The organism is Micromonospora sp. M71_S20 (assembly GCF_003664255.1).
Lineage (GTDB): Bacteria > Actinomycetota > Actinomycetes > Mycobacteriales > Micromonosporaceae > Micromonospora.
Genome location: NZ_RCCV01000004.1, coordinates 832,053 through 857,700 on the forward strand (window position 1 = coordinate 832,053; position 25,648 = coordinate 857,700).

15 protein-coding genes are annotated in these 25,648 nt (G+C 73.2%); 7 read left to right on the forward strand and 8 right to left on the reverse strand.

Translation table 11 applies throughout. The annotated features are described in order from the left end of the window. Positions 1-284: 284 nt before the first annotated feature. From DER29_RS32415 to DER29_RS32425, 3 genes are all read left to right on the forward strand, one after another. A complete protein-coding gene (locus tag DER29_RS32415) occupies positions 285-2,192 on the forward strand; it encodes a CRTAC1 family protein (protein WP_121401409.1) in 1,908 nt (635 codons plus the stop codon). Then, positions 2,189-3,244 carry an enediyne biosynthesis protein gene (locus DER29_RS32420; RefSeq protein WP_121401410.1) on the forward strand — a complete coding sequence of 352 codons (1,056 nt, stop codon included), beginning with the start codon at positions 2,189-2,191 and terminating at the stop codon, positions 3,242-3,244. The genes DER29_RS32415 and DER29_RS32420 overlap by 4 nt, the downstream gene beginning before the upstream one ends. Positions 3,245-3,378: 134 nt before the next feature. Further along, complete coding sequence (locus DER29_RS32425) at positions 3,379-4,275, forward strand: hypothetical protein (RefSeq protein WP_233600298.1); 897 nt, start codon at positions 3,379-3,381, stop codon at positions 4,273-4,275. A 65-nt stretch (positions 4,276-4,340) separates the two neighbouring features. Here DER29_RS32425 and DER29_RS32430 read toward each other — a convergent pair whose 3' ends face one another. The 4 genes from DER29_RS32430 to DER29_RS32445 form a co-directional block, all read right to left on the reverse strand. Next, positions 4,341-5,009 carry a lysoplasmalogenase gene (locus tag DER29_RS32430; protein WP_121401411.1) on the reverse strand — a complete coding sequence of 223 codons (669 nt, stop codon included), beginning with the start codon at positions 5,007-5,009 and terminating at the stop codon, positions 4,341-4,343. Beyond that, positions 5,006-5,857: a sterol desaturase family protein gene (locus DER29_RS32435; RefSeq protein WP_121401412.1), complete on the reverse strand. Its 852-nt coding sequence runs from the start codon at positions 5,855-5,857 to the stop codon at positions 5,006-5,008. The genes DER29_RS32430 and DER29_RS32435 overlap by 4 nt, the downstream gene beginning before the upstream one ends. After that, positions 5,854-6,579 (reverse strand): FadR/GntR family transcriptional regulator, encoded by a 726-nt coding sequence (locus DER29_RS32440; protein ID WP_121401413.1) that lies wholly within the window; start codon positions 6,577-6,579, stop codon positions 5,854-5,856. Before DER29_RS32440 ends, DER29_RS32435 begins: the two co-directional genes overlap by 4 nt. Before the next feature lie 131 nt (positions 6,580-6,710). Beyond that, positions 6,711-10,517 (reverse strand): helix-turn-helix domain-containing protein, encoded by a 3,807-nt coding sequence (locus DER29_RS32445; protein ID WP_158619134.1) that lies wholly within the window; start codon positions 10,515-10,517, stop codon positions 6,711-6,713. A gap of 327 nt (positions 10,518-10,844) precedes the next feature. Between DER29_RS32445 and DER29_RS32450 the strand changes: the two genes are divergently transcribed. Genes DER29_RS32450 through DER29_RS32465 form a run of 4 tightly spaced genes read left to right on the forward strand, consistent with a single transcriptional unit; the run spans position 10,845 to position 17,897 of the window. Further along, positions 10,845-12,848 carry a hypothetical protein gene (locus DER29_RS32450; RefSeq protein WP_148710165.1) on the forward strand — a complete coding sequence of 668 codons (2,004 nt, stop codon included), beginning with the start codon at positions 10,845-10,847 and terminating at the stop codon, positions 12,846-12,848. Then, complete coding sequence (locus tag DER29_RS32455; protein ID WP_121401416.1) at positions 12,845-15,757, forward strand: ATP-binding protein; 2,913 nt, start codon at positions 12,845-12,847, stop codon at positions 15,755-15,757. The genes DER29_RS32450 and DER29_RS32455 overlap by 4 nt, the downstream gene beginning before the upstream one ends. Further along, positions 15,757-16,818, forward strand: a complete 1,062-nt coding sequence (locus DER29_RS32460) for a TNT domain-containing protein (protein WP_158619135.1) — start codon at positions 15,757-15,759, stop codon at positions 16,816-16,818. The genes DER29_RS32455 and DER29_RS32460 overlap by 1 nt, the downstream gene beginning before the upstream one ends. After that, a complete protein-coding gene (locus tag DER29_RS32465; RefSeq protein WP_121401418.1) occupies positions 16,815-17,897 on the forward strand; it encodes a hypothetical protein in 1,083 nt (360 codons plus the stop codon). Before DER29_RS32460 ends, DER29_RS32465 begins: the two co-directional genes overlap by 4 nt. A gap of 77 nt (positions 17,898-17,974) precedes the next feature. Here the strand turns inward: DER29_RS32465 and DER29_RS32470 are convergent, their stop codons facing one another. From DER29_RS32470 to DER29_RS32485, 4 genes are all read right to left on the reverse strand, one after another. After that, a complete protein-coding gene (locus DER29_RS32470; RefSeq protein WP_199729641.1) occupies positions 17,975-19,414 on the reverse strand; it encodes a hypothetical protein in 1,440 nt (479 codons plus the stop codon). A gap of 173 nt (positions 19,415-19,587) precedes the next feature. Then, positions 19,588-20,982 (reverse strand): pectate lyase, encoded by a 1,395-nt coding sequence (locus DER29_RS32475; RefSeq protein ID WP_233600299.1) that lies wholly within the window; start codon positions 20,980-20,982, stop codon positions 19,588-19,590. Positions 20,983-21,295: 313 nt separating this feature from the next. Continuing rightward, positions 21,296-23,824, reverse strand: coding sequence for a polysaccharide lyase family 1 protein (locus tag DER29_RS35860; protein ID WP_233600300.1), 2,529 nt, complete (start codon positions 23,822-23,824; stop codon positions 21,296-21,298). Positions 23,825-23,944: 120 nt separating this feature from the next. Continuing rightward, the gene (locus tag DER29_RS32485; RefSeq protein ID WP_121401419.1) at positions 23,945-25,567 is read right to left on the reverse strand and encodes a polysaccharide lyase family 1 protein; all 1,623 of its coding nucleotides are present in this window, start codon (positions 25,565-25,567) and stop codon (positions 23,945-23,947) included. Between the last annotated feature and the right edge of the window lie 81 nt (positions 25,568-25,648).

Consider the following 25,648-nt stretch of genomic DNA (forward strand, 5'->3'; position numbering starts at 1 on the left):
AAGGGACCGCACGTCATGCCTCGACTGGTGGAGAATTGGCAGCGCTGACCACGTGAACCGTAGCTCCCCGCGTGGTGGAAGTCCTGATCCGGCGGCAGTAAATGTCGGCGGATGATGGCAGGAAAATCGCGTCACTCTTCAGCCGCCGACGCCTGTCCGTCGCCAAACCCGGCCGCACGGCATATCAGCCGCTGCGCGAATCCGGGTGGTGGCCGAATCTGAAGGGAAAGCCCTTGCCATCCCAACCCGTCGGCGCGATCCGCCGAATCACTCCCGCCGTCTTCGTGCTGGTCCTCGTGGCCGCGTTCTTCGTCGTCGCCCGACTGCCCAGCGCGTCGGCCGAGGAACGGCAGACGCTGGCGTCGCGGTTCGGGTTCACCGAGCTGCCGATCGCGCTGCCGCCCGGCCTGCCGGAGCGCACCGTACGCACCGTGAACCCCGAGTACGAGCACATCCGCGCCTGGGTCTCGTCCGTCGGCGCCGCCGTCGCGGCGAACGACCTCGACGGCGACATGATCGCCAACGACCTCTGCCTCGTCGACACCCGCAGCGACAGCGTGGTCGTCACGCCGTCGCCCGACGGACCCGCCCGTTACGCGCCCTTCGTGCTGGACCCGGCACCGCTGCCCACCCACAAGGCCATGGCCCCGATGGGCTGTGTGCCCGGCGACTTCAACGGCGACGGTCTGACCGACCTGCTGGTCTACTACTGGGGTCGCACGCCGGTGGTGTTCCTGCACCGGGCGTCCGCGAGGACGCCGCTGACCAAGGGGACCTTCCTGCCCACCGAGCTCGTCGGCCGGCCGTCCGCCTCCTCCGCCGGTGAGTACCAGGGCAAGCTCTGGAACACCAACGCGGTCGCGGTCGCCGACTTCGACGGCGACGGCCGCCCGGACATCGGCGTCTTCAACTACTTCCCGGACAGCCAGGTGCTCGACCCGGCCGGCCAACCGAACGTCGAGATGAACCACTCGCTGTCCCGGGCGCAGAACGCGGGCGGTGCGCACGTGCTGCGCTGGACCGCCGCCACCAGCGGCGACAACCCCACCGTGACGTACGTCGAACAGGCGGCGATCCCGCCGGAGTTCTCGACCGGCTGGACTCTCGGCGCCGGCTCCGCCGACATCGACGGTGACCTGCTGCCGGAGCTGTACCTCGCCAACGACTTCGGGCGGGACCGCTTCTTCCACAACGTCTCCCGCCCTGGCGAGATCAGGTTCGCCCTGGCGGAAGGGCGCCGCGGTGCCCTCACTCCGAAGTCCATGGTGGTCGGTCACGACTCGTTCAAGGGCATGTCCATCGAGTTCGGCGACCTCGCCGGCTCCGGCAAGTTCGACATGTTCGTCAGCAACATCACCACCTCCTGGGGCCTGGAGGAGAGCAACTTCGTCTGGCGCAACAACTCGTCGAGCATGGCCGACGCCCGCAAGCGGCTGAGCGAGGGCAAGGCCGTCTTCGACAACAAGGCCGCCGAACTCAACATGGCCTGGGTCGGCTGGGGCTGGGACGCCAAGATGGCGGACTTCGACAACAGCGGCGAGATGTCGGTCGTCCAGACCGCCGGGTTCGTCAAGGGCGACATCAACCGGTGGTCGTGGCTGCAGGAGTTGGCCATGAGCAACGACCTGATGCTCCGCAATCCGGCCATGTGGCCCAAGGCCGAGCCGGGCGACGACATCGCCGGCTCCGAACCCTTCGCCTTCTGGGTCCGGGAGAAGAACGGGCGCTACGCCAACATCGCCGCCGAGCTCGGCATGACCGACGGCACCCCGAGCCGCGGCGTGGCCGTCGCGGACACCAACGGCGACGGGGGCCAGGACTTCGCGGTGGCCCGCCAGTGGGCCGCTCCCTCGTACTACCGCAACGACAAGCCCGGCCGCGGCAACTTCCTCGGCCTGCGCCTGTGCCGTCCGGGCGAGGACGGCCGCGGCACGCCCGCCTACGGCGCCCAGGTGCGGGTGAAGACCGCCGACGGTCGTACCCGGATCGCCCAGCTCGACGGAGGCAGCGGCCACTCCGGCAAGCGCAGCTTCGACGTCTTCTTCGGCCTCGGCGATGCCGGCGACAAGCCGGTCTCGGCGGAGATCGCCTGGCGCGACCTCTCCGGTGGCGTACACAAGCAGACCCTCGACCTCGCCGCGGGCTGGCACACGATCATGCTCACGGACAAAGCCCAGGAGATGCCCAAATGACCGACGTCCGAGACAGCGCCCGTACCGGTAGTGACGCGCGGGGGGTGGGGGGCACCGCGGTCGCCGACGCGCCGGTCAGCCCGGTGCCGACCGTCACCTTCGACCGCAACGCGGCGGTGGCGGCCACGCCTGGAGCGCCCCCGAGGGTCGACCGGCGGGACCCCCGCTACCTGGCCCTGCGCAACTTCGCCATCTCCATGAGCGTCTTCAACATCCTCGGGTACACGGTGCTCGGCTTCGAGCAGCCCTGGACCTGGCCGCTGCTCGCCCTGGCGGTCGGCTACGCCACGGAGATCGTGGTCGAGCTGGTCACCGCGCGGGCGAACAAGCGCCCGCCCGCCTTCGCCGGCAACGGCGCCTGGGGCATGTACACGTTCCTGCTGCCCACCCACATCACCGCGCTCGCCGCGAACATGCTGCTCTACGCCAACGACAACTTCTGGCCGATCGCCTTCGCGGTGGTCGTCGCCATCGGCCAGAAGGCGATCTTCCTGGCGCCGATCAAGGGGCGCATGCGGCACTTCATGAACCCGTCCAACTTCGGCATCACGGTGACGCTGGTCGCGTTCTCCTGGGTCAACATCGCCCCGCCGTACCACTTCACCGAGGACGTCCCGGACATGATCCGGATCCTCGTGCCGTTGGTCATCCTGACGGCCGGCACGGTGCTCAACGGAGTGCTGACCAAGAAGATCCCGCTGGTCGTGGGCTGGGTCGGTGGCTTCGTGATCCAGGCGCTGGTGCGCCACTTCATCTGGGACGTCGCGCTCTGGGCGGCCCTGCTGCCGATCACCGGTGTCGCGTTCGTGCTGTTCACCAACTACATGATCACCGACCCGGGCACGACCCCCAGCTCAGGGCGGGCCCAGTTCATGTTCGGCGCGAGCGTCGCGGCCGTGTACGGCGTGCTGATCACCTTCAACGTCGTCTACACGCTCTTCTTCGCCGTGACGATCGTCTGTCTCGCCCGGGGTCTGCTCTGGTGGGGCATCTGGCTGCGTGACCGCTCCCGGAGTGCGAACACGCCGGCGGCGCGGCCCGCCGTCACCTGATCCACCGTCGGCCCGTCGTCGGCGCGACCCATGGGTCCGCCGGCGACGGACCTCGTCCCACGACCCACGGCACAGACGGAAGCGAGGCGATGAGCGTGCACCCCACCCCCGAGGCCCCACCGCGAGGTGCGTCGGTGACATCCGTACCCCCGCCGGCGGCACGCCCTGGACGGACGGCGGTGATCAGTGCGGCGGCGGGCGTGCTGCTCGCCGTGCTCTGGTCGTTCGAGCTGGTGGACTCGGTGATCGGCGACACGGTCGCCGACACCCTGCTGGGCCACGACGCGAAGGGCACCGCCATCAGCGGTGCGGCGGCGGGGCTGCTGTTCGCCTTCGTGTCCGGCTTCGCCGGGACCTTCACCGCCTGCAACATCGCGATGGCGGCCTCGGTCGGCCCGATGAGCCAGGCCGGCGCCACCGTCCACCGCCACGGCGTGCGGTCGCTGCTGCGGCCCGTCGCCTGGTTGACCGTCGGCATGCTGGCGGTGTCGGCGACCTACGGCGCCCTGGGGGTGCTGCTCGGCGAGCGCCTGCCGCAGCTCTCCACGGACACCGTCGGCGGGATGCCCGTACGCCTGATCCAGTCCTCGGTGGTCTTCGGCCTGATCGGCCTCGCGCTGACCTACCTCGGGCTGGCGGCCCTCGGCCTGCTGCCGGACGTCTTCGCGAGGCGCCCGGTGGCGCGGGTGGTCGTCATGGGCGCCCTGGTCGGGGGCTTTTTGGTCGGTCGGCCGTACCCGCTGTTCAACAAGCTGTTCCACTGGGCGGTCGACACGGGCAACCCCGGGTACGGCGCCCTCGCCTTCGCCCTGCAGTCGCTGGGCAACGTCCTCATCGTCGCGGCGCTCTTCGCGGTCCTCATCCTGGTCAGCCGGGGGCGGTTCCTCGCCTGGATCGCGTCACCGCGCCGCGCCGCGACCGTCACCGGCTCCCTGCTGGTCGCGCTGGGCGTCTTCACCGTCGTGTACTGGGACCTGCGGGTGCCGGCCATCTTCGGCGTCGGCTGGTTCCCGACGATGCCGTACAACTGACGAGGGCGGCGGACGCGACGACGACGCCCCCGCTCCGGCCTGGACCGGGGGCGTCGTCGGTTCGGCTAGCGAGCGGTGCCGGGCACGGGCCCCGGGGCGGGCGCGGGACTGTCGTCGCCGGCCGCGGGCCGGGCGCGCCCGGCGGTGGCGGCCACCCATCCCGTGGTGATCAGCAGCAGGGCCGCGATGTAGGTGGTCATCACGGCCAGGCCGTGGCCGGGCACCCGGGACCCCGCGGCCTCCATGCCGATCAGCAGGTCGGAGATGAGGAACAGCCCGCCGCCCAGGGCCACCCGCCGGGAGACGCCGGCCGCGGCGGCGGCCATCAGGCTGAGCGCGAGGCTGTAGCCGAGGACCGGCAGCCGCAGCGGGCCGAGGGAGTTCCACAGCACCAGATTGGCGGCCACCCAGCAGGCGAGATAGGCGGCGACCGCGACGACCGGCGGCCGCCGGTGGCGCAGGAAGGCGGTCAGGAAGGCCACCTGGGTGCCGAGGAAGCAACCCATGCCGACGAGGAACGCCGTGTCGCCGGAGACCAGCAGCGCGATGTCTCCGCCGGTGGCGAAGACCAGCCCGACGGCGACGGGATCGACGCGCCGGCGCACCCGCAGCAGGTGGACCAGCAGCACCGGCGCGAGCAGGGGCTTGGCCAGCCACTGCAGGAGGGCCGAGTCGGCCGCCACGCCGATCAGCTCGACGGCGGCCACCACGCCGAACGGCCAGAGGCGCCTCACCGGGCCACCGCCGGCTGCGCGTGCGCGGCGGGCTGCCAGCCCGGTCGGCCGAGCACGTAGCCGAGGCGGTGCCGCCAGGACGAGGCGGCCCGAGCGTCGGCCCAGATCGCGCGATACTCGTGGGTCGCCACCCGCAGCGGGTTGTACGTGTCGATGTTCTTGGTCAGGCCGTACCGGACGGTAGCCCGCTCGGGCTCGAAGGTGCCGAAGAGCCGGTCCCAGACGATCAGGATGCCGCCGTAGTTGCGGTCGAGGTACTCGGCGTTGGCGCCGTGGTGGACCCGGTGGTGCGACGGCGTGTTGAAGATCCACTCGATGGGGCGGGGCAGCAGGTTGATCCGCTCGGTGTGCAGGAAGAACTGGTACAGCAGGCTGACCGACTGCTGGAGGAAGATCATCCACGGGGGGATGCCGAGCAGCGCCAGGCCCAGCCAGAACGGCACGGACGTCATCGGGGTCCAGCTCTGCCGCAGTGCCGTCGAGAGGTTGAAGAAGACGCTGGAGTGGTGCACCACGTGCCCGGCCCAGAGCAGCCGCACCTCGTGGTGGGAGCGGTGGAACCAGTAGTAGGCGAGGTCGTCGGCGAAGAACAGCAGCACCCACGTCCAGACGCTGGTGGGGGAGAGCTGCAGTGGCGTGACCGTGTACGCGGCGGCGTAGAGGCCGATCGTCAGCAGCTTCCACGGCACGCCGATGACCTGGCTGCCGGCGCCCATGGTCAGGCTGGTGGCGGTGTCGCGCAACTCGTACCCGCGTTCGTCGTCGTCGGGGGCGAACCGGTAGGAGAGTGCCTCGACGACGATGAGGAGCAGGAACGCCGGTACGGCGTAGAGCACGGCGGGGATCATGCCCGGGCTTCCCTTCTCGGTGCTGCGGTGGGGGTGGTGAGGGGGGCGGTGAGCAGGGCCCGCGCCTCGCGGGCGGCGTCGGCGGCCCGGCCTGTGACGACGGCGTCGGCGAGCCGGCGGTGGCCCGCGACGTCGAGCAGTTCCGCGGCGCGCCGCTGCGGGGGCACCTCACCGACGGCGAGCGCGCCGGCCACCAGACTGTTGAAGGCCAGCAGGTAGGCGGTGTTGCCGGAGCCGGCGACGATGTGCCGCCAGAGCACGATGGTCGCCTCGCCCATGCCGGCCAGGTCGGGTGCCAGGTCCGCGTACTCCTCGACGGCCCGCAGGATCGCGGCCCGCACCGCCGGGTCACCGCGCTCGGCGCAGAGCCGGGCCGCGTCGACGCCGATGCAGGCCCGCATCTCCAACATGTCGCGGACCAGGGTGTCCACCGGCAGGGTGTCGTGGAAGCGGGTGAGCGACAGGGCGAGGTCGAGCCCGGCGTGCACCCGCCAGTCCAGCACCCGGGTGGCCCCGCCCTGGCTGACCCGCACCAGGCCGAGCTGCTGCAACCGGCGCAGGGCCTCCCGCACGGCGTGCCGGTTGACCCCGAAGGTGGCGGCCAGCTCCCGCTCGCCGGGCAGCGCCTCGTCCGGGCGGTAGGCGCCGCTGACGATGGCGTCGCGGACCTGGCCGAAGACGTGGTCGGAGACCGACGAGCGGGGGACGGGAGCGAAGGCCATGCCGAGGAGTGTGGCGCAGCGCACATCAACCCGTCAACTGGTTGGACCAGTGGGATGCCGAGCCCGTGAGCGCCGGTACCACCCGCACGTCGTCGCGACGACGGGTGGCGGTGAGCGTCGTGGAACGCGGGCTACGGGCCGGTCGGCACCGGGAAGCGGGCGCACGTGCGGTGGTACGGCTGCCCGTGACCGACGTACCGGTTCCATTCCGCAGGGGTGAGGTTGCGTCCGGCGATGGCGCAGGCGTGCTCCGCCCACTGCCGTACGTCGATGGAAAAGACCTGGATCGTCTGGTCGGGCCTGGCGACGGCGACGGCCGCGGTACCCGGCACGAAGGCCACCCTCCCCACGTGGTCGACGTATCCGGACAAGGGCGGCCCGGTCCGACGACCGGTCCCGACGTCCCACCGGATGATCACGCCGTCGCGGTCGACCGCGGAGATGGTCCGACCACCGGGGTCGAACGCGACCTGCGTCACCGTCTCGTGGTGCCCGACCAGCGGCTCGCCCACCTCGCTGCCCGATTCGGCGTTCCACCGGCGCACGGCGTTCGGCGCGGACGCCGCCGCGATGACCGTGCCGTCCGGGCTGACGGCCAGTGCCTCGACCGGCGCCCCCGCGGGGAGCGGCCCGCCGTGCGCGGTTCCCGTGCGGGTGTCCCAGCGGCGGATGGTCCCGTCGTGACCCGCGGCCACGATCATCGCGCCGCCCTGTGCGAACAGGACGGTGTTGACCGTGTCCGTGTGCCCGAGGAGCGGCGGACCGAGCGGCGCTCCGGTTTCGGCGTCCCATCGGCGTACCGTGCCGTCCCAGCCCGCCGTGGCGACCATGGCACCCGTCGGGTCCACCGCGACCGAGGCGACCTCGGCGGTGTGGCCCCGCGACGCCGCCCCGATCGGCGCGCCGGTGGCGGCGTCCCACCGTCGGAGCGTGCCGTCCTGGCTGGCGGAGTAGATGCGCCGACCGTCGGGCGAGAAAGCCACCGACGTGACCTGGTCGCCGTGGCCGGCGAGTGGCGCGCCGATCGGTTCGCCGGTGACGGCATGCCACCGGCGGACCGTCCCGTCGCCGTGGCCGGAGGCGATCATCGCCTGGTGGGGGTGCGCGGCCACCCGGGCGAACTGGTCCTTGACGCCGCGCAACGTCGGGCCGATCGGCGCTCCCGGCTCGGTCCGCCAGAGCCGGACGGTCCGGTCCCGGCCCGCAGTGGCGACGGTGCCGCCGTCCCTGCTGACCGCGACGAACCGCACCTGGTCCCGGTGACCGAGCAGCGGCGCGTCGAGTGGCGCTCCCGTGCGGGCGTTCCACAACCGCACCGTCCGGTCCCGACCGGCCGAGATGATGGTCTTACCGTCCGGGGTGACGGCGACCGCCTCCACCGGGGCGCTGTGTCCGGTCAGGGGGGTGCCGACGGGTGTGCCGGCGGCGGCGTTCCAGCGCCGCACCGTGCCGTCCTGGCCGCCCGAGACGATCAACGAACTGCCGGTGTGCACGGCGACGTCCAACACCGGACCGACGTGTCCGCGCAGCGGCGCCCCGATCTGGCGTCCGGTGTCGCTGTCCCAGCGACGGACGGTGTGATCCCAGCCCGCCGAGACGATCAACCGCCGGTCGGCGCCCATGGCGACGGACCACACGTGGTCGGTGTGGCCGACGAGCGGCGGACCGAGTGCGGCACCGGTCGCGGCGTGCCAGCGGCGGACCGTGCGGTCCTTGCTCCCCGACACGATCATCGCGGCATCGGCGCTGATCGCGACGGACTTGACGTTGTCGGAGTGCCCCCGGATCGGTTCGCCCAGGGGCTCACCGGTGGTGCCGTCCCAGCGCCGGATCGTGCCGTCGTCGCCGCCCGAGACGATCGTGCCGTCCGGGCTGGTCGCCAGGCCCTCGACGGGGTCGGTGTGACCGGTGAGGGGCGCTCCGACGGGCGCTCCGGTCGCCACGTCCCAGCGGCGGACGGTGCGGTCGTCACCTGCGGAGACCACCGTCCGCCCGTCGGCGCTCAGGACGACCGCGTGCACGCTGCCGGTGTGTCCCGTCAGGGTGGTCGTGTTGCGTTGTGGCCGCAGTACGCCGTGCAGCAGGGCCGCGCGACCGCGGTCGGACGGGTTCAACCGGAGGCTTTCCATGCTGAGCAGCAGCGCGAGTGGGTGGGGGCTGCTCGCCGCCTGGACGGCGAGTTTCTCGGCGGTGGCCCGGTCCCGTTCCCGGGCGAGCGTGCGCCGCTGGTCCACGGCGATGGCCGTCGCGGTCGCGGCGAGCAGCACCAGCGCGGCAAGAGTGGCCGCCAGGACGGCCAGTCGGCGGTTCTGTCGGCGGCTCGTGGTCAGCTCGTCGCGCTCCAGCGCGCCACTCGCCGCCAGGAACTCGCGTTCCCGCTCGTTGACCGCCTCCGGATGCGACTGGGTCCACTGCCAGGCGACGGCGAGCCGGCTGCCTCTCCAGAGGAAGCCGGCGTCGCGGTCGTGCGTCGTCCACTCGGCGGCGGCATGACTGAGTCGTCGCTGCAGGCGAAGGTCGTCGCGGTCGTCGGTCAGCCAGGTCTGGAACGTGGGCCACGCGTGCAGCAACGCCTCGTGCGCGAGCTGCACCCGGCCGTCGGTGACCGAGACCAGGCGAGCGTCGGTCAACGCCGTCAGTACCGTGTCGACGGCCCGTTGACCGCCCGGTCCTGCGGTCAGTTCGGCACGGTCCACCGGGCGGCGGGTCGCCTCACCGCCCTCGCCGACGGTCAGCCGGAGCAGGATCCATCTGGCGGTCCTGCGGCCGGCCTCGTCCAGGTTGTCGTACAGGTGGTCCGCGGTCTGGGCGATCGCACCGCTCAGCCCGCCGGCGGCCTGGTAGGCGTCGAGGGTGAGCTTGTCGCCGTGGCGGTGTCGCCAGGTCTCGAGCAGGGCGTGGGACAGGTGCGGAAGAGCCCCGGGCCCGCCGCCTGCCCGCAGGTCCGCCACCACGGCCGCGACCAGGATGGACTCGACCCGCAGGCCCGCCCGTCTGGCCGGTTCGGTGACCACCGTCCGTAGCTCGTCGGTGGACATCTGCCCGACCAGGAACTGCCGGTCCTGAAGGGCGTCGAGCAGCGGCCGGTCGCTGGCACAGTGACCGTAGAAGTCGGCACGGACGCCGAGGACCACCCTGCCGGGGCAGTGCGGTCGCAGGGCGATGCCGAGCAGCGCGGTGATGAACCGGTCCCGCTGGCGGGCGTCGCCGCAGAGGGTGAAGACCTCCTCGAACTGGTCGACGACCAGCACCACCTCGGTGCCCTGCGGTCGCCCGGCCAGGGCGGTGCGGACGAGGAGGTCGGCGCCGGCCGGGTCCCTGTCGAGGTCTGCCAGGACAGCCGCCGGGGGAAGCTCGGCGAGGGCGGCGAGGCTGCTGGCCAGCGCACGCAGCGGCTGCTGCCCCGGGGTGAGGAGCAGGGCCACCCGGTGCCGACCGGCCGGTGCGTCGTCGGCCCGGATCGTGCCGATCATCCCCGCCCGGAGCAACGACGACTTGCCGCTTCCCGAGGGGCCGAAAACAGCCAGAAAGGGTTGCGTGTCGAGCCTGTCCAGCAACTGCGCGACCAGTCGCTCGCGGCCGAAGAACCGATCCCTGTCCTCGGGTTGGTACGTCTCCATGCCGAGATAAGGGGGAGTCCTGGGTTCCGCCCCGACCGTTTCCCGCCGATTGGTGGGCACCGACGCGGTGAGCGTCAACAACCGCCGGGTCCATGCGTTCTCGTCGCCGCCGCACGCACGGACGTACGCCCGCAGCACCGACGCCGTCGGCAGATCCCGCCCGCCGGCGGCCTGCGACAGGGCGGTGACCGAGTAGTTGGCCAGGCCCGACATCTCCTGGTAGGTCAATCCCGCGCGGCGGCGCAGGTGCCGCAGGTCGACGGCGAAGCGCTGTATCGGGTCGGCGTCGGGATCCAACGCCCTCTCACGGCGTCCCACCCGGCCATCGTTGTGCACTCATTGTTTTTCAGCAACAGCCGAGGTCCGTGAACAAAACACGCGGGCGGTAGACAGAAGTGCGATCGCAGTACCGCGTGATCGACCCGTCGGGAGGCGGGGCCCACTTGTGGAATTCGCCAGGAGCGCGTCCCGCCGAGTCATAACCGCCCTTGCTGCAATTCCCACGTTGTCGGGCGAGCGACCGGCTATTGCAACGAGAAGGAGGACGGACATGGTGCAGGTCCGAGTGGCGGCCACCCCGCCGCTCCGGTGGTGCGCCGCCGCGGCGGCCGGCGGGGGTCGGGCACCGCGGCGGGAGGCCTCGGCATGACGTCCCCCGTACCGACGCCCACGCCGGACGCGACGGCACCGGCCGCCGTCGCTGAGGCCGCCTGGCGCCGGCTGTTCACTCCTGGCCCGCGGCTGGGCTGGCGGTTCCAGGACCGCGCCCGAGGGCTGCGTCCGTTCCCGCTGCGCGCGCCGGACCCGGCCGCCCTCGCCAGGGACCGGGACGCCGCGCACGAGGCGAGCCTCCTGCGGATACGCCGACAGGCGAAGGTCGGCGGACTGCTCGGCGGCGGTGCGGTGGTACTTCTGTTCTGCGGCGCCGTCGTCAACTCCGGGCATCCGACCCGGGCGGGCGCCACCATCGTGATCGCGCTTCTGGCCGCGGTGGCCACCGCCGGTTGGCTGGTGCTCTGCATGGCCCGACAGGCGGCGGTTCACTCGGCCCGCCGGGCGGTGCCCGCGCAGGTGCGGGAGGACCTGCTGGACTGGCACCGGCAGGCGCAGGCCTGGGTGGCCGCCGAGCACGCCCGGCTGGACGGCGTCGACGAGTGGTTGTCCGTCCCCGCGCCACCGCGTCGTCTCGACGTGTACGGCGGCGCGCTCTGGGGCTGGGAAGCGCTGCTGACGGTGTACGGCGCCGGTGTGCTGGCCGCGGGATGCCGGGTATGGGTCGCGGACCTCTCCGGTCAGGGGGTCGCGCGGGAGCTCGTCCGGCTGGCGCACCGGGCCGGGCATCGATTCGACCACCAGTGGCTGCCCCGGGACCTCGCCCGGTGCCGGCTCCTCGCCGGCCTGCCCGTCGACGAACTGGTGGACGCGCTCGTGGAGATGATGCACGGCCGAGCCGGACCGGAGGGGCGTGAGGACCGCAGTCTCGACACCACCCTGCTGCACGACGTCTGCCGGGTGCTCGGGGCCGACGTCTCGATCGGCCGGATCGTCGCGGCGCTGCGCGTCGTGTCCGGTCGCTTCGAGCCCTCGCCGCTGCTCACCGCCGAGGAGACCGGCCAGCTGGCGGACGCCCTGCTCGCCGAGGGGGAGCAACGCGACGCCCTGCGCGCGCTCCGTCGCATGGTGGCGGTACTGGAGCCGCTTGCCGATCTCGGCACCGCGCCGCGGAGTGGCGCTCCTGCCCCGCAGCTGACCTGTGTCGCCCTCCGCACGGACGGCAACGGCGTGCGCGACGACCTGCTGCGCGACATGGTCGTGCAGGCCCTCCCGCACATCGTCGCGGTCGACACCCCCGACCGACCGGACGTACTGATCGTGGCCGGCGCCGACGAGCTGCCCCAGCGCTACCTGGAGCGCCTGTCCGACCTGTGCGCCCGTCACCGGGTACCGCTGCTGCTCGTCTTCCGGCATCTGCGCGACGAGGCGCTGCGGGGACTCGGCTCGGGAGCGGTGGCGTTCATGCGGCTGGGCCAGCACGAGGAGGCGACCCGGGCTGCGGACTTCGTCGGCCGCCATCACCAGGTGGCGCTCACCCAGCTCACCGCCACCCTCGGGGGCAACGAGACACACACGGTGGGTGACAACGAGGGGACCACCGAGTCGGCGGGCACCGGCACCAACAGCTCGTCGACCCGATCGACCAATCGCGGTACGTCCGGCAACGCCTCCGCCAGTGGGCCTCCGGGTGCCGGCTGGCCGACCAGTGCCACTCTGGGCAGCGGCTGGACCGGCGGGACCGGCACCGGTACGACGCGCGGCGCGAGCGAGACGCACACCGTCGGACGCAGTTGGGGGACCACCCGCAGCGTCGCCGAGGGGAGCAACTGGACGCTGGCGACCAGTACCTCCCGCGTGTACGAGTACGCCCTCGAGCCCACGGTGCTGCAGCGCCTGCCGGACTACCTGCTGCTGCTGGTGAACCACGCGCCGCACGGGGTGTCGCTGACCCCGATAGAGATCAATCCCGACATCGTGACGCTACCCCGCGTGCGGATGGATCCGCCGCCGACGGACGCCCGCACTCCGGCACCTGGGACTGATGCGCCGTACCGCTCGTCGTCGGTCGCGACCTCCCCAGGAGGTGGCCGGTGAAGGCCATCTCCGCCGCGCCGCGGGTGCGGCTGCCCGATCTGCTCGCCAGCATCCCGGTCCACTCGGTGGACAGCATCCCGCGCGCCGCCTCCGGCGAGCAGCCGGTCGGGGAGCCGGACCGCACCCACCGGCTCGCCGCGCTCAGCGGTGCCCACCGGCGCAACCTGCCGGTGTTGTGGGCCTGGTGCCGGGAGCGGACGGGCGGTCCGGTCCGGCTGCTCTCCGGCGGTGTGCCGACCGCCGAGCCGGCAACCTCCACGGACGACAGCGGGCATCGGCTCGCCCTGCCCCTGGGCGCGCACGGCCGCCCCCTTCCGCCGGGCGCCGCCCGGACGCTCTGCGCGCGGATGCCGCGGTGGACCACGATCGGCGCCATCGTGGATCCGCTCACCGTCGAGTCCCCGAACCCCGCCGAAGGGCGTGGCGAGCCGCCACCCTCGCTGGAGGACTGCCTGCTGTCCATCTGGGCGGGGCCCTTCGCCTGGTTCGTGCTCGCCGAGCCGATCGGCGCCGACGAGGCGGCCGGGCTGACCGCCGCTGTCGAGGCGGCGGACCGGCTGGCGCGCAGCCGGGCGGGAACCTCGCCACTGGCCACCGTGCAGGCGCAGCGGCACGGAGAGCGCCACCGGGAACTGCGCCGGGCGGAGACCGGCGGCCTGTGGAGGCTGACACTCGCCGCGGGCGGCGGCGACGAGGACGCCGCGCTCCGGGTCGCGGCACTCGTGGCGGCGGCGCTTCAGGCGCCGGACCTGCCGTACACCCTCGTCGTCGGCGACCGGAGTGCCGGGCTGGCGGAGTTGGACGAGACCGATGCGCTTCCCGGTCACTTCGCCGCAGGTTCCGCCGTGCTCGCCGCGCTCGCCCGCGCGCCCCGCGACGAGATCCCGGGGGTCCGCCGGGTACGCCGCCCGGACTTCGACGTCGTTCCCGAGACGGAGGCGGCGTCGGACGCCGTCACGCTCGGGGACGTGCTCGACCGGGACGAACGGCCGGCCGGGGCGATCCGTCTGCCGTACAGCAGCCTGAACCGGCACACCTTCGTCTGCGGCGCCACCGGGGCGGGCAAGTCGCAGACGGTCCGGCACCTGCTCGAAGAGGCGACCCGACAGGGACTGCCGTGGCTGGTGATCGAACCGGCCAAGGCGGAGTACCGGGCGATGGCCACGCGGTTGGCGGGGCTTGCCGACGTGGTGGTGGTCAGGCCCGGCGCGCCCACCGACGTCCCGGTGGGGCTCAACCCACTGGAGCCGGCCGCCGGGTTTCCGCTGCAGACGCACCTCGACCTGGTCCGCGCATCGTTCCTCGCCGCGTTCCAGGCCGAGGAGCCGTTCCCCCAGGTCCTCACCACCGCGCTCACGCGGTGCTACGAGGAGCTCGGCTGGGACCTGGTACTCGGCCGGCCCGACGTCGACCCGGAGACCGGCGACGTCCCGCTGCGGCCCCGGTACCCGCGCCTGGCCGATCTGGAGCGGACCGCCGCCGACGTCGTGGACGAGATCGGCTACGGGCGGGAGGTACGGGACAACGTGCGGGGGTTCATCCGGGTACGCCTGTCCAGCCTCCGGTCGGGCACCACCGGGCGCTTCTTCGACGGCCGCTACCCGATCGACGTCGCGGAGCTGCTGCGCCGCCCCGTCGTCATCGAGATCGAGGACGTCGGCGACGACCGGGACAAGGCGTTCCTCATGGGCACGCTGCTGGTCCGGCTCACGGAGCACCTGCGGGTGCATGCCGTCGACGCCGATCGTCTGCGGCACCTGACGGTGATCGAGGAGGCGCACCGACTGCTGCGGCGCACCGGCGCCGGCGGCGCGGTCGACCAGGCGGTCGAGATGTTCGCCGGGATGCTCGCCGAGATCCGCGCGTACGGGGAGGGGCTGGTCATCGCCGAGCAGATCCCGGACAAGCTCATCGCCGACGTCATCAAGAACACGGCCGTGAAGATCGTGCACCGGTTGCCGGCACGCGACGATCGGGACGCCGTCGGCGCCACGATGAACCTGTCGCCGCGCCAGTCCGAGTACCTGGTCGCCCTGCGGCCGGGCACCGCCGCCGTGTTCACGGACGGCATGGACGCGCCGGTGCTGGCCCGGATGCCCGACGGCACCGGGCGGGAACGACGTGCGCCCGAGCCGCCCGCGTCAGCGGCGCTGCTGGCCACGGCCGTCGACCCGGTCGCCGGGCCGCCCGCGTCCCTGGAGGAACTGGTCCGGGCGCGCCGACTGGCGACCGCCGATCCACGGTTGGCCCTGTGGGCCGAACTGACGGTGGTCGGGCACCTCGTCGGTCACCCACAGCTGCCGCCCGGCGCGGACCTCCTCCGTGCGCTGCGCGCGCACGACCGGGGCCACCTGCGGCTGTGCCTGGCGGAGGCGGTGGACGCCGCGGTGGCCAGCAGGTCGGTGCTGTTCGCACGCACGATCGGGCCGGCCCGACTCGCCGCGCACGTGCTCGCCGCGCTGCTCGCCGGGCTCGACGGCGGGCCGCCGTGCCCGCCGGACGAGCCCGCCTGGCTGGCGCCGGCGTACCGGTGGGTCCGGGTCCTGCGTGACCTGCACCTGCTCGCGGCCGCGCGGCCCGACGCCGGCCGGCACCCGGCCAGCGCGCGGTGGGAGCGGTGGCTGGGCGCGCCGGTGCCCGGACGCACCGTCGGCGAGCAGCTCCGCCTGACCCGCGCCCGCCTGGTCGCGACGTACCCCGAGGCGACGCCACGGCGGTTGCTGCTCGGCGGGTGCGCCCCCTCCGCCCTGGAGGACGCCGTCGGCGCGCGGTTCGACGACCCGGACTGGGCCGCGCGGGCCGAGAGCGCGCTGCACGCCTGGCCGGACGCCGGCTGGCTGCGGGCGTACGTGGATCCCGCCGCGGCGACCGACAACCCGACTCCCGACCCCACACCAGAGGAGGCATGATGCCGATCGACCGGGAGAACGACACGAGACCGGAGCACGGTGACAGCGGAGGCGACGGCCCTGGACGGGGCGACACCGCGCGCGCCTTCGTCGCGGAGGTCCTCACGACCCGGCACGGACTGAACCTGGAGCGGTGGTTCGACCGGGAGGTCTTCGGCTCCGTGCCACGGGAACCGGCCGCCGAGCGGGCCGCCGACCGCGCCCCGGTCCGGCGCGACGAGAGCGTCGAGGCCCCCGCCCGTGGCGCCGGTGAGGCGCCGGACGATCGGCGTGCCGCTCGGACCGAGACGTCGTCAGCGGCGCCCGACGCTCGGCCCGCCGAGGCCGGTGCGGGTGCGGTGGCCGACGCGCCTCCGCCGGGCGGGCCGCCACCGGACGGACCCGACGTCGCCGGCCGCGACGGCCCGGCTTGGCGGACGCGGCAGGAGTACCGCGAGCAGATCGCGCCGTTGCCGGTGCGGGGGTACGACCGGGAGAGCTTCCTCGAGGAGTTCACCAAGGTCGAGCCCTCGGAACCGGGCGGCCGCGAAAAAGAGGTCAAGCCCCCGGAACCGGGCGGCCCCGAGGAACCGGCTGGCGGTGCGGTTCGCCGTGTGCCGCGTTACCCGGAGCTGGACGGGTTCGTCATCCGCGACGAGGAGGCCGTCAAGGAGAGCCGGACGCTACAGCCCGGCGAGGTGCTGATCCGGCAGGGCGGCGAGGGTCACGAGAACGACGACGGCACCATCTCCGGGGGGCGCTACGCCAGCCCGGAGGGGACCTCGGAGCAGGCGCGCTCGTTGCCGCCGCTCCCGGCGGAGCTGTCCCCGTTCGGGGCCGACGTGGCCAGAGAGGACCGTCAGTACCGGGTCCTGGAACCGTACGACGTGGAGGCCGGTCCGGCGGCGGGCGCGTTCGGCCGCGACGGAGGCGGCACCCAGTACCTGCTCCCTCACTCCATCCGGGAACTGCTCGACAAGGGTGTGATCGAACGAATCGGCCCCGAGCCGATGATCGGACTGATCGACGACGTGCGTGCCGCTCAGCAGGACGGACCGGCGGAGCCCGGGAGGACGTCATGACCCCACCACCGGCCGCACCCGGCCCGGACCACACGTCCACCGCCGTACCGCCGCCCCGACCGGCGGCCCTCGCATCCTGGCGCAGGCGATTCGCGCCGGACGCTGTCACAGCACCCGACGACACCGCGACCGGCGACCTGCGTTGGGGCCGCTACTGGATCATCGCCGCCGTCGTGGCCGCCGTGGTGCTCGGCTTCACCCTCAGCGGCCCCGTGGTGGTCCTGGCCTTCCCGCTCGCCGTGCTCGCCGGCACCATGGCGCTCGTCGTCGGCGTCGGCGGGGTGCCGGGTACCGTCTGGGCGCTCCCGCTCGTACCTCTGGCGCTGCTCCTCGTCAGCAGCCGCACCTTTGACGGGGACTGGGGGCAGCCATCGGGGATCGTCGCGGTCGTCGTGCTGGCGCTGGTCGAGACGTACGCGGTGCTCGTCAGCCGCCGCGGCAGGCGCGACCTGGCCGAGCGGGCCGCCCGGGGCGAGGCGGTGACCGGACGGCTCGCCGCCCGCTCGTCACGGCGGGCACTCGACGTGCGACTGGTCGGCTACACCTGTCTGCTGCTCGGTGGCGACCCCGACCTGATCGTCCTGGCCCTGATCGCGAGCGTCCTCGCACTGCTGCGCCGCCGGAGGTGGACCTCCGCGGTCGCCATCGCCGCCTGTGGCGTGAGCGTGTTCGTCGGGGTGCGGGACGTCAGCCTGATGGGACTGACGCTGGCCGACACCGCTCGTCCGTTCGTGCTGGCGGCGCTGACGGTGCACTGGACGCACGCGCTGTTCCATCCCGCCTGGCGGTACGGGAAACTGGCGGCCGCCGTGGACGCGGTACGAGCCGTCGACGCGTTGCGGCAGCGCGCCGCGCCACCCGCCGCGGCCTGGCCATCGGGTGACAGCGGAACGGGGTGGCACACCGCGACGCCTCACCACCCGGTGCCGCCGCACGCCGGACCGCCCGTCCCATCCGCGTGGCCGCGGGCCGACGGTCCCCCGGTGGCCTTCGATCCGCCGGTTCCGCCCGCCGGCCCCGGTCCGTTCCCGCCTCCTCAGGGGCCGTCCGCTCCCTGGGGCCAGGCGGGGGGCACCTGACAGCCCGGTGACTCGGGCCCGGCAACCAGCGTTGGTCCAGGCTGAGCTGACCGGCCTGGACCGCGGCTGCCGCCGGGTCAGCCGGCCGTCACCACCTGGTTCGCCGGCTGCGGCGCCGGCGCCTCGGCCGGGGCCCGCCCGCCGTCGCCGGGGGCGGGCGCCGCCGCGTCGTCGCCGCCGTCCGGGGCCGCGTCGGTGGCGCGTTCCACCGCCACCGGCGCCGGCCGCTCCGGCCTCGGCCGGGCCGCGACCTGCGGGTACTCCGCGGTCTCCGCGCCACCCGTGGCGGCCGCCATGACCGCCGCCGCGGCCAGGTCGGCCACCCGCTTCGCCTCCCGCTTCACCCGGGCGCGGACCTCCTTGGCGTGCTGCTCGGCGGAGTCCGCGGCCCGGCGGGCCTCGTCGAGGCGGCGCAGCTCGTCGGTCAGCTCCTGCCGGGTCTCGGCGAGACGCTGCTGCACCTCGGCGAACTCGTGCTCGACCGCTGCGCTCTCCTGCCGCGCCTGGGCCAGCTGCTGCTGCGCGGCGTCCAGCTCGGCCTGCATCCGGGCCAGCGCCTCCCGCCGGTCCCGGATGCCCTGCTGCGTCGCGGCGAGCTGCTGCTGGTGGGTCGCGGCCTGCTCGTCGACGTGCTGGCGCACCTTGGCCGCGTACTGCTGGGCCTCCGCGATCAGCGTCGCGATCTCCTGCTCGGCCGCCGTACGCTGGGCGCCGAGCTCCCGCTCGGCGGACGCGAGCTGCTCGGCGATCTCCTGCTCGGCGGCGGCCCGCCGCTCGTTGATCTCGCGTTCCACGCCGGCCTGCCACTGGCCAAGCTCCTGCTGGGTTTTCGCGCGCGCCGCCTGCACCTCCTGCTGGATCTGGGTGCGGGCCGAGGCCAGGAACGACTCGGACTCGACGCGGGCCTGCTCGATCTGCTGGGCGGTCTGCTCGTCGATCCGCTTCGCCTCCTGCAGCGCGTGGTCGTGGGCCGCCTCGCCCGCCGCGCGCAGCCGTTCCGCCGCCTCCCGGATCCTGGCGAGCTCGGCCTGGGCGTTGGCGCGGCGTTCCTCGTGTTCCCGGTCGTGCTCGTCGCGCCGCGCGGCCGCCTCCTCCGCCAGCTCCCGCAGCGTCGTGGTGGCCTGCTCGCGGGCCTCGGTGAGCACCCGCTCCGCCTCGGCCTCCAGTTCGGCGGCCCGCTGCCCGGCGGCGTCGGTGATGGCGCCGGCCTGCTTCTCGGCCAGGGCCAGGATCTGGTCGACCATCGGACCGAGGTCGCGGAAGGACGCCCGGTCCGGCTGCGCCGGCCGGTCCCGCAGCTCGGTCATCTCCGCCCGCAGCCGGTGCGCCTCGACGGTCAGCTCGCGGAGCTGGGCCGAGGCCCGGTCCCGCTCGGCGGCCAGCGCCGACCGTTCGCCGTCGACCTGCTCGACGTAGCGGTCCACCTGCCGCTTGTCGTAGCCGCGCAGCGCGAGGTCGAAGCTCGGCCGCGCGGCCGCGTCCTCGCGTGCCGCGAACGGGTCGTCGCCGTGGGACATGCATCCTCCTCCGTACGATCGCGAGCGCCGCGCCGGCGGTGAGAGCCGCCCCACGGGCCGTGCTGTGGCGCCACGCTACCGTCGCGGTCGCACGCCCCCGCGAAAAGGGTGACCCCACGCGACGGCCCCGCGGGACCGGGTGGTCCGCGGGGCCGCCGTCGCCCTGGTGGGGGCTATCGCCAGGTGATGTCCGACGCCGAGTAGAGGCAGTTGGTGCCGTCGGCGCCCTCACCGATCTCGCTCGGCTCGCTGCCCTTCGGCACGCCCTTGTACTTCACGCAGATCCGGGTCGTGCGGTTCGGGTCGTTGAGGATGGTGATCCGGCTGAACCGGGCGGTGTCGCCCCAGTTCGTGTTGATGCCGGCCAGCATCTTCGTCGAGGTCGCGGTGACGTTGTCCATCACCACGTGCCGCTGGTACGAGGTGGAGCAGTTGCCGCAGGCCCGGTAGAGCTTGCCGGAGCTCTCCACCCGGAAGTTGCGGATGTACACGGTGCCCGAGCCGTTGTGCTGGAACACCTTGTCGCTGGCGGAGCGCGCCCCGCCACCGTCCACCGTGTACGTGGTGCCGCCCCGGAAGGTCGCGGCGTCCTCGCCGACGTCCTCCCACCAGACGTTGATCAGCGTGCAGTTGCCCTCGCAGTGCACGCCGTCGCCGGCCGGGGCGCCGATGATCACGTTGCGCAGGGTGGCCCCGGGGGCGAGCACGAACATCGGGTCCTGGCTCTCGCCCTGCCCGCCGTCGCCGATGCCGTAGTACCGCTTGAGCCCGCCGTCGAGGCTGACCGGGACGTCGATGGTGGCGTCGACCTTGACGTTGGCCGTCGGCGTGGGCCAGTTCGCGGGCGGGTTCGTCGGCGGCGGCGTGGTGGGCGGCGGCGTGGTCGGCGGGGGCGTGGTCGGCGGCGCGGTGGTCGACGGTGGCGTGGTCGGGGTGGACCCGCCGGAGGTGTCCACCGCCACGTCGTCGAAGCTGGCGCTGGCGTACGAGGTGACCAGCCCGATCCGGCCGGCGGAGGCCAGGCCGCTGGTGCCGGAGCCGACCTGCGTGCCGTTGACGAAGCCCCGGACGGTGCTGCCGGCGGTCTCGATGCGCAGCGTGTACCAGCTGCCGGCGGCGGCCCCCACGGAGGCCGAGCCGAGCGAGGTGATCTGGCTGCCGTTGACCGCCTGCAACTCGGCCCGGCCGGAGCCGAGCAGGGCCAGCCGGTACATCTTCGTGCTGCTGGCCGAACGGGCGGCCAGGCCCACCAGGCCGCTCGACGAGCCGAACGACAGCGGCTTGACCCGCGCCTGGACCTGGTAGTCGGTCCAGCTCGTCTGGCCGGCGAACTGCCGGGTCAGCTCGCTGCCCGCGTTGGACTGCTGGAACACGCCGGAGCCGTCGGTGACCACCGACCAGGTGCCGCCGGACTTCGACCATCCGCTGGCGTCGCCGTCGTTGAAGTCGTCCGAGAAGACGGCGGCGGCGGAGGCCGACGAGCCCATGCCGGCGGCCAGCACGGCGGCGGTCGCCCCGGCGGTGAAGGCCGCCGCCAGGGCCCGTCGGTGAGTGCGTCTGAGGTGCACGATGTTCTTCTCCTTGCAGGGGGTTCGGTGTGGCGGTCCGCGGTCCGTGGCCCGAGGGGAGGGCCGGGACGGTACGTGGTGCGACCGGGACCGGTACCCGCCGGCCCGCGCGTCGGACGCCCGGATCCGGCGAGGCTCGACGGGGAGGTCAGCTGCCTGGAAAGCGCTTCCCCGTGTGGGCCTCAGATTATGTTTCCGCGAAGAGAACGGTCAATGCCCTGGCACGTGCAGGTCTGTTGCAGCCCGCTCGGCCCCGGCGGGCGCGCGCCCCGGGGGGTGGCGGTCGGCCAGACCGCCACCCCCCGGGGTCGCCTCAGGGGGTGATCCGGCCGGCGCCGGCCCCGGCGGTCACGGCCGCCTTGACGCCGCTGGGGTCGTCGAGCCGGTACGGGTAGGGGATGGGGGCGACGTCCCCGGCGCTCTCCGGCGCGCCGGAGTTGGTGAAGATGTTGTTGCGCTGGACCAGGTCGCCCGGGCCCGACTCGGCGTAGCCGACGGCGGTGGGGCGGGTCACGTTCTCGAAGTGGTTGCCCTCGACCAGCACCCCGGCGCCCATCGTGGACGCCACGCCGTAGTCCGCGCCGTAGTAGTAGTTGTTGAACACGTGCACCGGGTCACCGAACCGGACGCGGGGGTGGCGCTCCTTGCTCCCGTCGAACCAGTTGTGGTGGTAGGTGACCCGCAGGTGGCCGATGTCGGCCGTGTGCCCGTCGTCGTGGCCGAGCAGCATGCTCTTGGTGTGGTTGGTGACCCGGTTCCACGAGACGGTCACGAAGTCGGAGGCCCGCTTGACGTCGACCGCGCCGTCGTAGCCGCCGTCGAACGTGTTGTGGTCGATCCAGACGTTGCGCGAGCCCTGCACGTTGATCGCGTCGTCGTCCCAGCCCCGGAAGGTGAGGTTGCGGACGATGACGTTGCTCGCGCCGCTGATGTTCAGCCCGTTGTCCAGCGTCGCGGCGCCCACGCCGAGCACGGTCTTGTTGCTGCGCACGTCGTTCATCGCGTCGGGCATGGTCAGCGACCCGGTGACCCGGATGACCAGCGGCGAGGAGGACTCCAGGGCGTCGGCGAGCGCCTGGCCGTCGGAGACGGTGACGGTCTGGCCGCCGGCCCCGCCGGTGGTGCCGCCGTTCTGGGTGGCCCAGCCGACCAGGTCCCCGGCCGGCGGCAAGGTCGGCGTCGGGGTCGGCGCCGGGGTGCTCGGCGGCGGGGTGGTCGGGTTGCCGGGCAGGCCGACCCGGCCGACCCCGGCCTGCGCGGTGACCACGGCCTTCATGTCGCAGGCCGTGCCCACGGTGTACGCGTACGGCGGGTTGCTCACGCTGCCGCCGGTCTGCCCGGCGCCGGAGTTGACCAGGCAGTTGTTGCGCGCGACCAGCCGGCCGTCGCCGGAGGAGCCCTCCGCCAGGTGGTACGGGTCGTCGACGTTCTCGAAGTGGTTGCCCTCGACGATGACGCCGGCGTTCTCGGTCGACGCGACGCCGTAGTTGCCGGTGTTCAGGTAGTAGTTGTTGTAGACGTGCACCTGGTCGCCGAAGCGCACGCGCGGGTTGCGCTGGTTGGTGTTGTCGAAGAAGTTGTGGTGGTAGGTGACCTTCAGCCGGCCGGTGTCCTGGGCGGCGTTGCCGTCGTCGTGGCCGAGCAGCATGTTCTTGTCGGTGCCGTCGGCGTGGTTGTAGGAGACCGTCACGTACGACGAGCCGCGCTTGATGTCGACGCCGCCGTCCGCCCCGGTGGTCCAGGTGTTGTGGTCGATCCAGACGTGGTGGGTGAACATCTGCACGTTGATCGCGTCGTCCGCCCAGCTCCGGAAGTTCAGGTTCCGGATGATCACGTTGTGCACGGCGTTGGCCGGCGGCGCGGTGACCGCGTTGTCGATCGGCAGGCCGATGTTGAGGCCGCCGCCGGTGAACCCGGAGTTGGCGCCGACGCCGACGATCGTCTTGTCCGAGGTGACCTCGTGCATGGGGCCGGGCAGCGCGATCATCCCGTTGACCTGGATGACCTTCGGGCCGCTGGAGGCCGCCTCGGTGATGAACTGGCTGGCGGTCGTGACCGTGACGGTCGGTCCGCCGGCGCCGCCCGTGGTGCCGTTCTGGCCCCACGCGTCGACCGAGGCCCAGCCGTCGGCCACGTTGGGGCCGGGGTTGCCCGGGTCGCCGGTCGGCGTGGGCGTCGGTCCGGTCGGCGTCGGCGTGGGTCCGCCGCCGGTCGAGCTGACCTGCACGTTGTCGAAGTCGGCGCTGGCGTAGAAGGTCGCCACGCCGATCCGGCCGCTGGCGTACGCGCTGTCGGTCGCCTCGGTGCGCAGGGTGCCGTCGACGTAGCCCTTGAGCGAGCCGCCGACGACGTCCAGCCGCAGCGTGTAGGTCGTGCCGGCGGCGACCGGCACGGACGCGGTGTCCAGCGTGGTGGAGGAGCCGCCGCTCAGCCGCTTGAGCTCGACGGTGTTGTTGCTGCGCAGCGCCAGGTAGTAGTAGCTGGTGCTGCTCTGCACCCGGGCGAGCAACGCGACGAACCGGTTCGACCCGTTGAACGCGGTCGGCCGGACGGTCGCCTGGACCGAGTAGTCCGTCCAGCTCGACGTGCCGGCCAGCGAACGGGCGTCGCTGCTGGTGCTGCTCTGGCGCAGCGCCCGCGCGCTGTCGCCGGTCACCGACCAGCTTCCGCCGGAGGCCGTCCAGCCGGACGAGTTGCCGTCGGAGAAGTCGTCGGAGAAGAGCGTGTCGGCGTAGGCCGTGGCGGCCATGCCGACGGCGAGGGTGGCCGCGAGGAGCGCGGCCCCGATCGCGGTGAGGAACCCTCGGCGATGCCTCCGCCGACGAGTGTCGGAGTTGTGCACGGGACCTCCCTGGTGGTGATCAAATGATCGATAAACATCGATCTCTAGGGGTGTGGTGCGCCGCGGGCCGCCGGGCCGGTACCCGGCGCCGACCGGGTCCGGCGGCCCGCGCGGGCGTGGTCAGTAGGGGAGTTTGCCGGTGCCGGCACCGGCCGTGACGACGGACTTCACGGTGGCCGGCTCGGTCAGGGTGTACGGGTAGAACGTGCGCGGCTCCTGGACGGTGCCCCCCGCGTCGCCGGGCTCGCTGGTGCCGGCGAGCACGTTGTCCCGGGCGATCATCCGGCCCCGGTCCCCGGCGTAGCTGATCGACCAGGGCACCTCGACGTCCTCGAAGTAGTTGCCCTCGACCACGCAGCCGGAGTCGAGCTGGCAGGCCACCCCGACGTCGGTGTTGTAGACGAAGTAGTTGTTGAACACGTGCACGGGGTCGCCGTAGCGGACCCGGGGGTTGCGCTGCGGCGTGCGGTCGAACCAGTTGTGGTGGTAGGTGACCTTCAGGTTGCCGACGTCCTGGGCGGCGTTGCGGTCGTCGTGGCCGAGCAGCATGTTCTTCGTGTGGTGGTGGGTGTGGTTCCAGGACACGGTGACGTAGCTGGACCCCCGCTTGACGTCGATCAGCCCGTCGTAGCCGTACGCCAGGTCGTTGTGGTCGATCCAGACGTGGTGCGAGAACATCTGCACGTTGATCGCGTCGTCGACGGTGTTGCGGAAGTTCAGGTTCCGGATGATCACGTTGTGCACGGCGTTGGCCGGCGGGCTGGTCACGTCGCTCACCGGCAGGCCGATGTTCAGCCCACCGCCGGTGATGCCGGAGTTCGCGCCGACGCCGACGATCGTCTTGTCCGAGGTGACGTCGTGCATCGGGCCGGGCAGCGCGATCATCCCGTCCACCCGCACGTTCAACGGGCCGGCCGTGCCGATCGCGGCGAGGAGTTCCGCGGCCGTGTCCACGGTGACGGTCGGTCCGCCCGCCCCGCCGGTGGTGCCGTTCTGGCCCAGCGCGTTGACCGAGGCGAAGCCGACCGGCGGGGCGCCCGGGTCGATCGGCGGCCCGGTCGGCGGCAGGGAGGGCCCGGCGGTCGGCGTGCCGGTGGGCGGCGCGCCGGTGGCCGTGTCCACCTCGACGTCGTCGAAGGTGGCGCTGGCGTACGAGGTGGCCAGGCCGACCCGCCCGGCGGCGAACGCCCCGTCGGTGGCCTGCACCCGCAGCGTGCCGTCGACGTAGCCGCGCAACGAGCTGCCGACCGCCTCCAGCCGCAGCGTCGCCCAGCTGCCGACGGTGATCCCGGCGGGGGCGGAGGCCAGCGACACCGGGTCGCCCCCGGAGCGGCGGATCAGCTGCACCCCGCCGCTCGCGGTCGCCACCAGCGCGTAGTAGCTGCTGCTGCTCTGCGCCCGGGCGATCACCCCGACGTGGCGGTTCGCCCCGCCGAAAGCCGTCGGCCGGACCCGGGCCTGCGCCCCGTAGTCGGTCCAGGTGCCGGCGCCGGCCAGGGCGCGGGCGTCGCTGCTGGTGCCGGACTGCCGGTAGGCGTACGAGCCGTCGGTCACGACCGACCAGCTCCCGCCGGAGCGCGACCACCCGTCGGCCGCGCCGTCGGAGAACGTGTCGCTGAACAGGGTGTCGGCGTGCGCCGATGAGGTCGTCGCGAGCACCGTGCCGACGGCCAGGGCGCCGGCGGTGAGCGCCGCGCCGAGCAGTCTCGGTGTGCGCGTCCGGGGACGGGGTGTCCGGTTCATGGTGGGCCTCCTGGTGGTGGGGTGGGCACCGGTGGGCCGCCGCGCTGAGCGCCGGACGCGGCGGCCCACCGGCCGTCCGGC